The sequence below is a fragment of the Paraburkholderia sp. A1RI_3L genome (assembly GCF_048957895.1).
Taxonomy (GTDB): domain Bacteria; phylum Pseudomonadota; class Gammaproteobacteria; order Burkholderiales; family Burkholderiaceae; genus Paraburkholderia; species Paraburkholderia kururiensis.
On record NZ_JARCHA010000010.1, the window covers coordinates 64,967 to 78,292 of the forward strand.

Consider the following 13,326-nt stretch of genomic DNA (forward strand, 5'->3'; position numbering starts at 1 on the left):
ATCGTTCAGTTGAGCTGCGTAACGAATTTCGTGACCAGATAGCCGTCGAAGGTCTCCGTTCCGCCTTCGCTACCGAAGCCGCTCTCTTTCACCCCGCCGAATGGAATCTCCGCCGGGCCCATGCCGAAGTGGTTGATGTTGACCATGCCCGCCTCCAGGTTTCGGCTGATGCGATGCGCGTTGCGCGACGACGTAGTGAACGCATAAGACGCGAGCCCGAAAGGCAGCCTGTTCGCTTCGTCAATCGCCGCGTCGAGTCCGTCGAACGGCACGAGTGCCGCAATGGGACCAAACGGTTCTTCGCACATCAACCGCGTATCGGAGCGAGGCGCCAGCACAACAGTCGGTGCGAAGTAATGGCCGCGACTGAAGAGCCGCGTGCCGCCCGCCGCGATTTCCGCGCCCTTTGCTTTCGCATCGCTCACGAAGGCTTCCATTTCGGCAAGCCGCCGTGCATGTGCGAGCGGGCCCATCGTGACGCCGGGCTCGAGGCCGTGGCCCACGCGAATGGTCGCCATCGCGTCGAGCCATGCGGAGACGAAGCGCTCGTACACGCGGCGCTGCACGAAGAAACGCGTGGGCGAAACGCATACCTGCCCGGCGTTGCGAAACTTGTAGGCGGCCAGCATGGCGGCGGCGCGCGCCACGTCGGCGTCGTCGCAGACGATCACGGGCGCGTGTCCGCCCAGTTCCATCGTCATGCGCTTCATGTGTGCACCCGCGAGCGCAGCCAGTTGCTTTCCGACGGGCACCGATCCCGTGAAAGAGATCTTGCGCACCTTCGGAGATTCGATGAGTTGCGCCGATACTTCGGACGGCACGCCCCACAGCACGTTCAGACAGCCAGGCGGCAGCCCCGCGTCATGAAAGACGCGTGCCAGCGCGACGATCGCGCTGGGCGCTTCTTCCGGTCCCTTCAACACCAGCGTGCAGCCCGAGGCGAGCGCGGCCGCAATCTTGCGCAATGCCTGGTTGAACGGAAAATTCCACGGCGAAAACGCGGCGCACACGCCAACCGGTTCGCGCAGCACCGTCTGCTGCACGTCGGGCGAGCGGGCCGGCACGACACGCCCGTAGATGCGCCGCCCCTCTTCGGCATGCCACTCAAGATGCTCGGCAGACGATGCCACCTCCGCTATCGCCTCCTGCAACGGCTTGCCCTGGTCCATCGTGATATGGCGACCAATCTCGACCGCACGTTCGCGGATCAGCGCGGCTGCCCTGCGCAGAATGTCGGAACGCGCGAGTGGCGACTCGCGTTTCCACCGCTCGAACGCGCGATGGGCGGCATCCACGGCACACGCAACGTCGTCTGCGTCGGCAAGCGGAAGTTCGCCGATGACCTGCTCCGTGCCCGGGTCGAAGACAGGACGCGTTTGGCGATGGTCGGCGGCATGGAAAACACCGTCGATATAGAAGCAAAGCGACGGGTAGGCCGACTCATGCGCCGGCGATGCAGAAACATTCGTTGGCATAGGCGTATTCAGCGGGTTTCAATGTAAGCACCTCGATCACGCAGGCTAAAACCAGACACTACTGAGGCGGACGGCGCGCGAGCACGCCACCGATTTCCTGCTTGAGAATAAGGTTCTCTTGCCGCACGAGCAGAGGGCGCACCTTGCCGCGGAAATCTCTGAATGCAGCGTCGGCCATCAGTCGCACGCGGCGTTCAGTGCGGTCCTGAAGCGACTCGAAGCCCCACAGATACACAAGCTGATTGAGCGGGCCGACCTCGGTCGTAAAGCAACCGAGCATCGTGCCGAGAATGCGCTCCTGCGCCTCGCGGCCGTGCTCCACGTACAGCCTCAAATATTCCGCTGTGCCGCCCGGCACGAGCGTGTAGATACGCTGTTCAACAAACATCGGCTTCCTCCAGCTGTGGGGACGCGAACGCCTGAAAGCGGCTGGCCAGATCGGCCAACCCTGCCACGTCAGTCTGCGCCGCGACGTAACGGTCAGGGCGTACGAGCACGATAGGCCCTGGGTGCTGATGGAACCACTCCGCCAATACGTTATCGACGTCTTCTACACACTCGCTGCCATATGCGCTGTCCACGCGGTCTTCACGGGACACCCCGCTGCGCGAACGACTCACCTGAACGAATTTCACGCCGAGCGCATGCCAGTAGCTCCGGTCGTCAGCCGACAGATGCGCGAGCGGATCGCAACGCCAGCCGATGATGGCGAACCACGGACCCAGTATGTCGTCCAGCTTGCGACGCACGCCGTCCGCGGTTTCCACGTCGGGCTGAACGATCATCCTGCCCGTCGCGACAGAAGTGCCCAAAGTGCCCGGCAACACGACGCCGTTCGTGTAGCTCGGCATGGGCTTGAACCGCATCTGCAACACGTAGTTGCGCAGAGCAGGCGCGAAGCGCGCAAGGCTGAAGAAACTGTCGCGCAGCCAGGCCGCCACGCGATTCGTGGGCATGAGCATGGCCCCGAAGGTGTCGGCAAGACTGATCATGGCGCGCACGTGATCGAGCCGTTCGGACTCGTAGGTATGCAACACCTCGGGCCGCAGGCGCCCTTGCACGACGCCGGCCAGCTTCCACGCAAGATTGCCGACGTCACGCAGACCCGCGTTGAGGCCCTGGCCGATCCAGGGCGGTGTCAGATGCGCCGCATCGCCGATCAATGCGACACGGCCCACGACAAATCGACTGGCGATGCGCGAATGGTGCGTGTAGGTTCGCGCGCGCACGATCTCGATCTCGTCGACGTTGCTCACGTACGGCGCAATCAATCGTCGGATCGATGCAGGCGTGGCGATCTCTTCCTCGTTCTCGTGAGGAAAGACGAGGAATTCCCAGCGTCGGTAGTTGAACGGCAGATACACACAGACGTTGGGCCGGCGCGGATCGCACACGAGTGCCGTGCAGGGCTGGTCCATGTCCGCGTTCCTGACATCGGTCACCACCCATTTGATGGGATGAGTCGTGCCTTCCAGCTTCACGCCCAGCATCTCGCGCAGCGGACTGCGACCGCCATCCGCGGCCACGACATAGTCGGCTTCCAGCGCGTACGTCTCACCGTCTACGCGGCGAACGTGCAGCGTCACGCCTGTGTCGTCCTGCTGCAGATCCACCACTTCTTCACTCAAGCGAAGCGAGACGTGCGGATAGCGCGCGAGCCCCGCGCGCAAGGTTTTTTCCGCAAGCTGCTGCATGAAGATGTTGCGCCGCCACCAACCGAATTCGCGCCCCGAAGGCCGGATGTCGGCAAAGCATCGTCCGTTCGCCTTGAACATGCGCAGCGGCACGTTCTGGATGATGTCGCGGCAGAGTTCGTCGGCGAGTCCTGCGGTCTGGAACAGGCGTAGCGCTTCGTCGTCGATGCCCACCGCGCGCGGAAACTCCACGATTTGCGGGGTCTTTTCGATCACCACGGTGGCGATGCCGTACAGCCCCAGCATGTTCGCCATCGCGACGCCATTGGGCCCGGCGCCCACGATGACGACCGACGGCCTGTATGTGTTGTCCGCCTTCACCGCTCAGGCCCCCTCGCGCCATACCGCGTCGTTCAGATGATCGAGCCACGCACGCAGCGCCGCGTTGAATGCGGCAAGCTGGTCGTCGTGAACGTAGTGCGTTGCCTGCGGAATGCTCACGGTGCAGATCTGCGGCGAAGCCGCCGCCATCTTTTCCAGCGTCGCCGCGGACAGGAAATCCGAATCGCTTCCACGCAGCACGAGCGTGGGCATCGCGAGTCCCGTCACGAACGGCCACAGATCAACCAGTTGCGCCGGCGTTGCCGCAAGGCGCGCCGCCGCGATGCCGGCGGCGTCATGCCGCCAGACGATGCGGCCGCTTTCGCCGGTCTTCAGGGAATGCGCAACGCGCGACTCCAGTGCGGTGTCCGAAATGTTGGGGCGCTGCCGGCGCCAGAATGCGCGGGCCTCATCCCATGAATTAAAGGCATCGGGCGTGTCGCGCAGTTCGCGTCTGATGCGCTCCGAACCCTGGGAGCTTGCCGACGCGCCAGGCCCCATGTCTTCAACCACGAGCCCGGCCAGGCGCTCAGGATGTTTGCCCGAGTAGACGAACGCGTTGGCGCCGCCCATCGAATGACCGACGAGCACGAACCGGCGCAGCCCGAGCGCGTCCACGAGCACTTCGAGATCGCGGGCATAGGCCTCGGCGTAATAGTTGCGCTGCGGGTCCCAGTTGCTCAAACCGCGGCCGCGCTGGTCAAGCGCGATTACACGGTAACTATCGGCCAACGCTGCGGCCACGGGCTCCCACGTGTACGCATAGCTGCGCAGACCGTGCAGCATCACGACGGGCGGCGCATCCTCGCGTCCCCAGCTGATATGGCGCAGCCGCAGCCCGTCGTTGACAATCCAGCCTTCCTGCACCGGCAAGGTATTCATCGCTCGCTCTCCAGGGCATCGATCCGCTTAGACGAGCCCGTCCTTGCCGACAATCTCCGAGGACTTCAGACCACCGAGCCGCGCATGCAGACGGCCGCGCGTCGCGAAGGCGAAGATCGCCACCACTTCGTCGGCGCCAGGAGCGTCGGGGACGAGACACGTGACGGTGTCGTAGTGCGAGCGGACATACAACGCGTCCTTGTGTGCGAGCGGCACGTCGATGACCGTGTTGATGCCCCCGCGCTTGCCGGTGGACGGCACCCACGCCTTGCCGCCGCCAAGCGCCTCACGCACCGGTTCGGCAAATATCGCCGTCAGCAATGCGTTGCCGTGCTCGTACTCGCCGGCCGAGCCGACGAGACAGGCTTTGCCATAGCTCTCGATATTGCGCTCGCCACTCAGCTCGCGGATTCGGCGGGCAAATTCGGCACCCAATGCCGGCGAGGGGTTCACGAGTTCTTCGAGGTTCTGGCTGAAGCGCCCGGCGTACGGGTTATGAATGACCGCCGCGATCACGATCTTGCGCAGCGGTTCGCCGTCGGCCAGTTCACCGGACTCGTTGGCAAGCGTATCTTCGATCTGCGTATACCACTTGCGAATATGATAGGTTTCGAAATTGGCGGTCTTGCTCATCTAAAGTACTCCGAAAGTTATTGGCGGGACGTGTGCGGCACATCGGTCGCGCGCTTATTCGAACAACGGTTCCAGCTGCGTCGGATCACTGGGCGCGTGGTGCCGGTTCAACACGCGCTTTCCTTCTTCGTCGTCCTTCACTGTCTCGCAGAAGAATTCGAGCCGGTTTCCGTCCGGGTCCGTGAAGTACACGCCGATACCCACCTTGTGGTCCGTGATCTTCACGATGGGCACCTTGCGCCGCAGCAGCATGCCGTAAAGGCGACGCAGTTCCATGATGTCGCCGGCAATCTCGAGGCCATAGTGCTGCAGGCCGATCGTGCCGAGTTCAGCGTCCGAGGCCGCGCGAATCAGCGCGATATCGTGGTGCTTCTTGCCGAACGACATGAACACCCACTGTTCGCCGCGTGCCGTCTCGGCCATACCGAGCACTTGCGCATACCATTCGCTCGAGGTGACGGGGTCGCGCACGAAGAGCGAAAGGTGCGTTCTCTGAATCTGCGGTGTGCGCAGCGGCAACCCCGATGCATTCGCCGCACGCACACGTTCCTCGATTTCCGAAGGCGTCATGGCTGGTCTCCCTCTTCAATCAGTGCGTCGACTGGACATGAGCGACAAGCGGTGCCTCGAATGGCGTCCACGCCACCGCCGTGATCTCGCTGAACTCGCGCCATTGCTTTGTCCAGCGGCGGCCACCGTCGTGCGAGCAGAAAAGATGACCGTATTTGGTGCCTGCATAGACCCGCTGCGGCTGCGCCGCATGCACGCCGAAGGCCCAGAACGTCGAGTTCGGCGGCATGTCGAGTTCCATCTCGATCCATTCGTGACCGCGGTCGTGCGACCGGTAGATGCGTGTGCGGCTGCCGGGTGTGCCGTCGCCGATCGCCATGAGCAGATCGCCGTCCGGCCCCGGCAGTTGCGTGACGGTCCGCGTGTAGTAGAGGCCGTCGAAGCGCTCACGCGAAAGTTTTCCGTTCCATGTCTCGCCGTCGTCCTCGCTCACGTAGACCGCGTTGACGGTGAGCAGCACCGTGGTCTTCGCTTTGTCGCTTGTGGCGGGCAGCACGGCGATGGCGTGAATGTCGCTGTTGCGGATCGCCGTACCGGGACCGTCGATGCGCGTCCAGCTCGCGCCCGCGTCGCGACTGCGCCAGGCCCCGCCCTCTTCCAGGCCGAACCAGACGTCGCGACTGTTATCGGGATCGACACAGATGGTGAGCAGCCGTGGACGATGAACGCCGGAACAGAACTCGGGGAACTCGGGCGTCGCACGCGTCCACGTGAGCCCGGCGTCGGTCGATTTGTAGAGCGCTGCACGCGAGGGCGCGCCCGTACCGGCATAGAGCACGGAAGGATGGTTGGGGTCGATCGCGATGGACCACACCGTCAGGCCGTTCAGCAGGTTTGTGGGCCGGTGCCAGTGCGCACCGCCGTCGTCGCTGATGCACAAGCCCGAGTCCGCTCCGGCGTAGATGCGCGAGGGCGTCGAAGGGTCCACGGCAAGTGCGCGAACGATGCCGTCGAACTCGATGGGTTCTTCGAGCCCGAGACGATGCCAGGTCTTGCCATCGTCATTGGAGCGCAGAATGCCCTGCCCCGCCGTTGCGACCAGTACAGTTGCGGTCATGAATCGATACTCCTCGTGTCAAAGGAAAATGCCGCGCGTGAGGCCGCCGTCGCAGCCCACAGATTCGCCGGTGATGGAGCCGGACTTCGGCGAGGCGAGAAACGCCACGATCCAGCCCATTTCTTCGGGCTGCAAAACACGGCGAATCGGCGTGGCTTTCACGTAGTTGGCCTCCACCTGATCGGCTGTCAGCCCCTGTTTTTGCGCTTCCTTCTCATAAAGTTCATGAATGTGGGGAGTCTCCACCACCCCCGGATGAATCGTATTCACCGTGATGCCGTCAGGGCCCAACTGGTCCGAAAGCGTCTTCGTCATGTGCACGACGGCAACGTTACGCATGCCGGAAAGCTGCTTGCTGCCGCGGCCCGTCAGCCCGCCGATGTTGATGATCCGGCCGAAGCCGTTGCGACGCATGTACGGCGCCGCGGCCTTGGCACAGCGCAGATAGCCCACCACCTTGATGTCGATGTCCTGCAGCAACCCGTCGGGATCCGCGTTTTCCAGTTCTGCGCGCACGAGGCCGCCCGGATGCGCGGCACCGTTCAGCAGGATGTCGAGCCGCCCGAAGCATTCGACGGTTGCCGCCATCGCCGCTTCCACCGAAGCCATGCTCGTGGTGTCCACGCTGACCGGCAGAATCGCGCCAACACTGTCGCCGGCCGACGCGAGCGCCTCGCGAATTTCCGCTGCAGCGCTTTCGAGATGCTCCATGCGGCGAGCCGCAATGGCAACGTTGACGCCTTCGCGAGCCAGTTCGAGTGCGACCGCCTTGCCGATCCCCATGCTGCCGCCCGTAATGAAGGCGACCTTTCCTTTGAGTTGCAGATCCATGACGAAACCCGTAGAGATTCAGGAAGTAGTGAAGTTGAGATTCAAGGCAGGCGCATCTCGATGAGCCGCGGCCCTTCCGTGTCCGCGAGCGCGCTTGCAAGAGCCTGTTCGAGCGCTTGCGTGGTGCTCACTGCTTCGGCCGGCACGCCGTAGCCGCGCGCAAGCGAAAGCCAGTCGATGGGGGGATCGTCGAGCAGCGTGAGGCGACGCGAGTTCGGGGCGTCGTCGGGAAAACCACTGCGCTTCAGTTCGGTCTGAAGGATTCCGTAACGTCTGTTCGACGCAATCAGAATGACGATGGGCAAGCGCTCCCGCGCCATGGTCCACAGCGACTGGATCGTGTATTGCGCGCTGCCGTCCGACTGCAGCGCGAACACACGACGATCCGGGCACGCCACCGCGGCACCCAACGCAACCGGCAAACCCTGACCGATTGCGCCGCCCGTATTGGTCAGAATGGTGTGCCGACGAGCACGTGCCGATGCCGTCACGAACGGATACCCGCAGGTGCCGCCTTCCACCGAAACGATCGCGTCGTCGGGCAATGCATTCGAAAGAATGCGTCCCACGGCCTGCGGCGTGAGCGGGCCGGCATCCACCGGCCAGTGGCCCGTTTCCACGCCGGGCACGCCGGCTGCCGCTTCGATGCGCTGAACCAGCGCCTCCAGCGCCTCGTCGGCGGCCTCGCCTGGCGCGGCCAACGTGAGAATGTTCTCGGGCGCCGCAAGCTCGCCCGGAATGCCTTCGTAGGCGAAGTACGTGACGGGCGCGCGCGCGCCGGCGAGCACGACGAGGCGCCCGGCCAGTGCTTCGCGTGCCGGCTCCGGGAAATAGGGCAGCCGGTCGATGTCGGGCAGGCCGCCGCCCCGCTCTGTCCGCGCGGGGAATGTCTCGCTGAAGCACGTCGATCCCGTAGCCGCTGCAATTCGGGCAGCGGCCCGTTGACCGCGAGCGGAGAGCGCGCGATCGCCCATCAGAAACGTGATCGGCGCGCCTGCAGCCACCAGATCCGCGACAGCCGCGACGTTTGCGGGGTCGAACGACGGTGTCGCAATCTTCGGTATGCCTGACGGGTTCGACGCAGGCGAATTCACGGATTGCAGATCGACGGGCAGCACGAGCGTCGCGACGCCACGCTGGGCGCCCATGGTCGCGGCGATGGCGTCGTTCGTATCACGGCCGAGGTCGGCTTCGGTCGCCACGCTGCGGTACCAGACGGACACGGGACGGGCCAACGATTCGATGTCGGATGTGAGCGGCGCGTCGTACTGCAGATGTGCGCGCGCGTGGTCGCCGACGATGTTGAGAATGGGCGTGCGGGCGCGGCGGGCATTGTGCAGGTTCGCAATACCGTTCGCGTGCCCCGGTCCCAAGTGCAGCAGCGTCATGGCGGGCTTGCCCGCCATGCGGCCGTAGCCATCCGCCGCGCCTGTGCAGACGCCCTCGAACAACCCCAGAACGGCCCGCACGCCGGCCACCAGATCGAGCGCACGGACGAACGGCATTTCAGTCGTGCCGGGGTTGGCAAAGCAGACGTTCACGCCCGAATCGCGCGCGGTCTCCAGCACGACGCATGCGCCGTTGCGTTGGTCGGGGGCCATGTTGGGTGTCTCCATGCGGTCACGCTCGGTTTGGTTCGGTTGGCGTGACTATAATCCCGCAATTGGAGATTTGTCAAAAATCAATCATCGAGCCCATGGAGTTTGATCTGACGCTCAATCACCCACGTTTTTCGATATCATAGAAGGCTAAGTGAGCATCATCCGTCGTCTATGCCAACATGGTGAACTATCCACAATACCGTTTAGTGGGATTCTCGTACACGCTTAGCCCATACGAAGGCACGGACACTGCCCCTCGTTGTGACGAAGACGGATGCCCAGCCTGCATGCGCCGCAAAGCGCCCGCGCCGTAGCGGCGCCGACATGTGCAGGGCACGCCGGCGCCCACTTCCCATAGCGGACTAGAACCGGTGCCGTACGCCTACGATCACGAGTTCCTGCGTTGCCTTCCCTCCGTCCACGTAGGCGTCGGATATCACCGCCTGCGCCGCGCCCGCGCCGTTGTTGCCTGACGCATGGCCGTAGCTCATCGTGCCGTACACGTCCGTGCGCTTGCTGAGTGCGTAGTCGGCAGCCAGCGTGACTTGCTGATACGTTGCGGATGAATCGCCGTGCGACTTCAGGTAGTTGTACCCAACCTCGTACAACAACGCCGGCGTAGCCTGCCAGGCTGCAAACACTGAACCGTTGTTGTAGCGTTCTGCATTCCTGAAGGTCGAGTTTCCATCGGCGAGATACTCGGCGTAGCTGTAGTAGCCGCCCAGCGTGACGGAACCCACTGCGTACGTTGCGCCCGCGCGAGCGATGTTGATCGCGCTGGCCGTTGCGTAGGCATTGTTGACCGGCGAAAGGAAGATGCTGTCAGCGCTGCTCGTGCCGCGCTTCGACAACACCGTGTTGCCATTGTCGATGTGCGCGTAGCCACCCGCTATCGTCAGCGGTCCGCGGCTATAGGAGAGTGCCGCGTTGTATGCCTGCCCCGAGCCCACTGAACCGGCCACCCCGCCGAACCCATACATCGCGGCGGCCTGCAGCCCGCCCCACGACGGGCTCGTCCATTTGACGGCGTTACCGTTGCGCACCGATCCGTCCGCGTTGTCCACGTCGCCCGGCGCGGTGAAGTACTCGAGAAAATTGTCGCCCTGAATGGGTAAAACGAGATCCTGCAACGTATCCTGTTGACGGCCCATCGTCACTGTGCCGAACGCACCCGCCAGTCCGACATAAGCCTTGCGGCCGAACAGCAACCCGGAGTTCATCTTGCCGTTGTTGACGTTGAAACCGTTCTGCAAGTTGAACAGTGCACTCAGCCCGCCGCCCAAGTCTTCCGTACCTCGCAAACCCCATTGGCTGATGGACATCTGCCCGGACTGCAGCTTGACTCCGTTACTCGCGCCGCCTGTGTTGTGCGTGTACTGGATCGATTCATCGATGACACCGTAGAGCGTCACCGAACTCTGCGCGAAGGCGTTACTGCACATGCCGGCGGCACATGCCAACGTGGTCGATGCTATCCATTTCATTGCTTTTTCTCCGTCGTTGCGTGGTCAAGGGAAGTCGATCAGAAGCGCGCGACATTTATGTCTAAATATTTTGTATACCTAAATTTATTGCTGACACGATTGCAAACTTCCGGGCGATGCCGACCACCCAGAATTCAGCAGCGTTCTAGCCGCACGCGCTCACCGGCCTTGCGCTTCGCGTGCCCGGTGCCGGAACAGACAGATCAATTCGCTCGCCACGTGTGCCGCCGCGAGCGCGGTAATGTCCGCATGGTCGTATGCAGGCGCCACTTCGACTACGTCTGCGCCCACCATATCGATCGACGTCAGCCCGCGAATGATCGACAACGCCTGCGCCGTGGAGAGACCGCCGGGTACGGGTGTGCCGGTACCCGGCGCGAACGCCGGATCCAGACCGTCGACGTCGAACGTGAAATAGGCGGGCCGCTCGCCAACAATTTCGACAATCTTCTGGACCGTCGCCTTGACGCCGTATTCGTGCACCCACGGTGCGTCGAGCACGTGAATGCCCATGAAGTCGTCATTCCACGTGCGTATGCCGACTTGCACGGAGTGCTCTGGATCGATGAGCCCCTCCTTCACAGCCTTGTAGAACATCGAGCCGTGGTTGAGGCTATCCGGTTGATCGTCGGGCCACGTGTCGCAATGTGCGTCGAAATGGATCAACGACAACGGCTTGCCATACTTCTGCGCATGAGCCACGAGCAACGGGTAGCTGATGTAGTGATCACCGCCCAGCGTCAGCATTTTCGAACCCGCGGCGAGTATGGCGTGGGCGTGGGCAACAATGGCCTCCTTGACGGTGGACGGATTGTGCACGTCCAGCCAGCAATCGCCGTAGTCGATCACCGCGTAGTCGTCGAACGGATTGATACCCCACGGATAAGGCAGCAATACGCCGAGCTGACTGCTCGCGGCACGAATCGCGCGTGGGCCGAGCCGCGCGCCAGGGCGATTCGTCGTGGCGATATCGAGCGGCACGCCGGTGATCGCGAGGTCGATGCCGGTCAGGTCCTTCGTGTACAGGCGACGCATGAACGACACGACACCCGCGTACGTGTTCTCTTTCGAAGAGCCATACGGCGACTCGCGGCGAATGGCGCCGTCGCCGCGCAGGACTTGCTGCTTTTCCATTATGTGTCTCGCCGTTGTGTGTCGGCGCCGCGAATGACGGCGCGTGTCAGATGCCCAATGCGCATCCGTCCTTGCGGTGATCGGAAGCACCGGCCAGCGTGCCGGCATCCCAATCGATGCGGATGGCCTGCGCGCCGCCAATCGCCCAGTTCGGCGCAATCAGTTCCACACCACGTCGCGTCAACGCCTCGCGCACCGCAGCCGGCAACGTGCTTTCGGCTTCCACCAGACGCGTGCCGGGTCGTGGGAACAGGCGCGGCAGGTCCATGGCCGTCTGCATGTCGAGGCCATAGTCGAGCACCTTCGACAGAAAATGCGCATGCCCCATTGCCTGATAGTGGCCACCCATCACGCCGAACGTCATCTGCACCCTGCCGTCGCGCGTCACCATGCCGGGGATGATGGTGTGCATGGGCCTTGCATGCGGGGCAATCGCATTCGGGTGCCCAGCCTCCATCGAGAAGCTCTGCCCGCGGTTGTGCAGCATGACGCCGGTTTCGGGCGCCATGATGCCGCTGCCGAATGGATGAAACAGCGAATTGATGAAGCTCGCGCAGTTGCGTTCTTTGTCGACCACGCAGATATAGACCGTGTCCTTGTGTTCGGCGGGCTTTACGGGCGGCCTGTCGTGCATCGCGTCGCCTGCGCCGACACGCGCGCGCAACGCACTGATCGACGCATCGGACAGCAGTTCGTCCACGTCCATCTGCCGGCTACGCGGATCGGCCAGCAGCGCATCGCGCAGTGCATAGGCCACACGCGTTGCTTCGATTTCGCGGTGCAGCCGTTCGGCGCCGAGCGGGTCGTCGTTGGCTTCGAACTGTTCGAGCATCTTCAGAATCAACAGTGCGACGATGCCCTGCCCGTTCGGCGGACATTCGTGCACCTCGTAGCCGCGAAAGCTCGCCTTGATGGGCTTGACGTATTCGCCGTGAAACTGCGCGAAGTCGTTCATCGTGTGAAGGCCGCCCATGCTGCGCAAACGCGCAACGATGTCTTCGGCGATGAACCCTTCGTAAAAGGCTCGTGCGCCAGACTGCGCGATCGCCTCAAACGTGCGGGCAAGCAGCGGTTGACGGTGCACGGTACCCGCGCGCGGCGACTCGCCGTCTATCAACATGTGACGCCGGCTCGTTTCGTCCAGCAACAACAACTGCGCCTGATGCGCCCAGTCCGCAGCCGCGCGCGGTGCCACTGCATAACCGTTTTGCGCCAGCTTGATGGCCGGTGCGAGCAGTTCAGAGAGCGGCAGCGAACCGTGATCGCGCGCCAGTGTGGCCCACGCATCCACGGCGCCAGGCACCGTTACCGCATGCGGCGAATGGCGCTCGATAGTAGACACGCCCAGCGCACGAAGCGACTCCACGCTGGCCGCTGCCGGCGCCCAGCCCGAACCGTTGAAGCCGACGATGTCGTCGCTGCCACGCCGCGAATAAAGCGCGAAGCAGTCACCGCCTATCCCGGTTGACCCCGGTTCCACGACGCATTGCACGGCGCACGCGGCAATTGCGGCGTCCATCGCGTTGCCGCCTGCTTCCAGAATCCTGACTGCGGCCAGCGTGGAAGCAGGATGCGAAGTCGCGGCCATTCCTTCCGTGGACATGACGAGCGAGCGGCCCGGCTGTTCGAAATCCCTCATGTATC

General features: G+C 63.4%; 12 protein-coding genes. All 12 read right to left on the bottom strand.

What is annotated here, in order from left to right; genetic code table 11:
• Positions 1 to 5: 5 nt before the first annotated feature.
• Positions 6 to 1,475 carry an NAD-dependent succinate-semialdehyde dehydrogenase gene (locus PXJ20_RS23990; protein WP_421031875.1) on the bottom strand — a complete coding sequence of 490 codons (1,470 nt, stop codon included), beginning with the start codon at positions 1,473 to 1,475 and terminating at the stop codon, positions 6 to 8.
• A gap of 58 nt (positions 1,476 to 1,533) precedes the next feature.
• Positions 1,534 to 1,863 (bottom strand): NIPSNAP family protein, encoded by a 330-nt coding sequence (locus tag PXJ20_RS23995; RefSeq protein WP_421031874.1) that lies wholly within the window; start codon positions 1,861 to 1,863, stop codon positions 1,534 to 1,536.
• Positions 1,853 to 3,490, bottom strand: coding sequence for a bifunctional 3-(3-hydroxy-phenyl)propionate/3-hydroxycinnamic acid hydroxylase (locus PXJ20_RS24000; protein WP_421031873.1), 1,638 nt, complete (start codon positions 3,488 to 3,490; stop codon positions 1,853 to 1,855). The genes PXJ20_RS23995 and PXJ20_RS24000 overlap by 11 nt, the downstream gene beginning before the upstream one ends.
• 3 nt (positions 3,491 to 3,493) lie before the next feature.
• Positions 3,494 to 4,372 carry an alpha/beta fold hydrolase gene (locus tag PXJ20_RS24005; RefSeq protein WP_421031872.1) on the bottom strand — a complete coding sequence of 293 codons (879 nt, stop codon included), beginning with the start codon at positions 4,370 to 4,372 and terminating at the stop codon, positions 3,494 to 3,496.
• A 27-nt stretch (positions 4,373 to 4,399) separates the two neighbouring features.
• Positions 4,400 to 5,005, bottom strand: a complete 606-nt coding sequence (locus PXJ20_RS24010; protein WP_017775044.1) for an amino acid synthesis family protein — start codon at positions 5,003 to 5,005, stop codon at positions 4,400 to 4,402.
• A 54-nt stretch (positions 5,006 to 5,059) separates the two neighbouring features.
• A complete protein-coding gene (locus tag PXJ20_RS24015; RefSeq protein WP_421031871.1) occupies positions 5,060 to 5,575 on the bottom strand; it encodes a VOC family protein in 516 nt (171 codons plus the stop codon).
• A gap of 19 nt (positions 5,576 to 5,594) precedes the next feature.
• Positions 5,595 to 6,632 (bottom strand): WD40/YVTN/BNR-like repeat-containing protein, encoded by a 1,038-nt coding sequence (locus PXJ20_RS24020; protein ID WP_126877009.1) that lies wholly within the window; start codon positions 6,630 to 6,632, stop codon positions 5,595 to 5,597.
• An 18-nt stretch (positions 6,633 to 6,650) separates the two neighbouring features.
• Complete coding sequence (locus tag PXJ20_RS24025) at positions 6,651 to 7,463, bottom strand: SDR family NAD(P)-dependent oxidoreductase (protein WP_421031870.1); 813 nt, start codon at positions 7,461 to 7,463, stop codon at positions 6,651 to 6,653.
• A 41-nt stretch (positions 7,464 to 7,504) separates the two neighbouring features.
• Positions 7,505 to 9,064 carry an acetolactate synthase large subunit gene (locus tag PXJ20_RS24030; protein WP_421031869.1) on the bottom strand — a complete coding sequence of 520 codons (1,560 nt, stop codon included), beginning with the start codon at positions 9,062 to 9,064 and terminating at the stop codon, positions 7,505 to 7,507.
• Positions 9,065 to 9,426: 362 nt separating this feature from the next.
• The gene (locus PXJ20_RS24035) at positions 9,427 to 10,548 is read right to left on the bottom strand and encodes a porin (RefSeq protein ID WP_421031868.1); all 1,122 of its coding nucleotides are present in this window, start codon (positions 10,546 to 10,548) and stop codon (positions 9,427 to 9,429) included.
• Between the two features lie 159 nt (positions 10,549 to 10,707).
• Positions 10,708 to 11,682, bottom strand: a complete 975-nt coding sequence (gene speB, locus PXJ20_RS24040; protein ID WP_126877005.1) for an agmatinase — start codon at positions 11,680 to 11,682, stop codon at positions 10,708 to 10,710.
• A 46-nt stretch (positions 11,683 to 11,728) separates the two neighbouring features.
• Positions 11,729 to 13,321, bottom strand: a complete 1,593-nt coding sequence (locus tag PXJ20_RS24045; RefSeq protein WP_421031867.1) for a gamma-glutamyltransferase family protein — start codon at positions 13,319 to 13,321, stop codon at positions 11,729 to 11,731.
• Between the last annotated feature and the right edge of the window lie 5 nt (positions 13,322 to 13,326).

Excerpts from the sequence above, each read along its gene's own strand:
- PXJ20_RS23990 (WP_421031875.1), bottom strand. The coding sequence starts at position 1,475 with ATGCCAACGAATGTTTCTGCATCGCCGGCGCATGAGTCGGCCTACCCG.
- PXJ20_RS23995 (WP_421031874.1), bottom strand. The coding sequence starts at position 1,863 with ATGTTTGTTGAACAGCGTATCTACACGCTCGTGCCGGGCGGCACAGCG.
- PXJ20_RS24005 (WP_421031872.1), bottom strand. The coding sequence starts at position 4,372 with ATGAATACCTTGCCGGTGCAGGAAGGCTGGATTGTCAACGACGGGCTG.
- PXJ20_RS24010 (WP_017775044.1), bottom strand. The coding sequence starts at position 5,005 with ATGAGCAAGACCGCCAATTTCGAAACCTATCATATTCGCAAGTGGTAT.
- PXJ20_RS24015 (WP_421031871.1), bottom strand. The coding sequence starts at position 5,575 with ATGACGCCTTCGGAAATCGAGGAACGTGTGCGTGCGGCGAATGCATCG.
- PXJ20_RS24020 (WP_126877009.1), bottom strand. The coding sequence starts at position 6,632 with ATGACCGCAACTGTACTGGTCGCAACGGCGGGGCAGGGCATTCTGCGC.
- PXJ20_RS24025 (WP_421031870.1), bottom strand. The coding sequence starts at position 7,463 with ATGGATCTGCAACTCAAAGGAAAGGTCGCCTTCATTACGGGCGGCAGC.
- PXJ20_RS24030 (WP_421031869.1), bottom strand. The coding sequence starts at position 9,064 with ATGGCCCCCGACCAACGCAACGGCGCATGCGTCGTGCTGGAGACCGCG.
- PXJ20_RS24035 (WP_421031868.1), bottom strand. The coding sequence starts at position 10,548 with ATGAAATGGATAGCATCGACCACGTTGGCATGTGCCGCCGGCATGTGC.
- speB (WP_126877005.1), bottom strand. The coding sequence starts at position 11,682 with ATGGAAAAGCAGCAAGTCCTGCGCGGCGACGGCGCCATTCGCCGCGAG.
- PXJ20_RS24045 (WP_421031867.1), bottom strand. The coding sequence starts at position 13,321 with ATGAGGGATTTCGAACAGCCGGGCCGCTCGCTCGTCATGTCCACGGAA.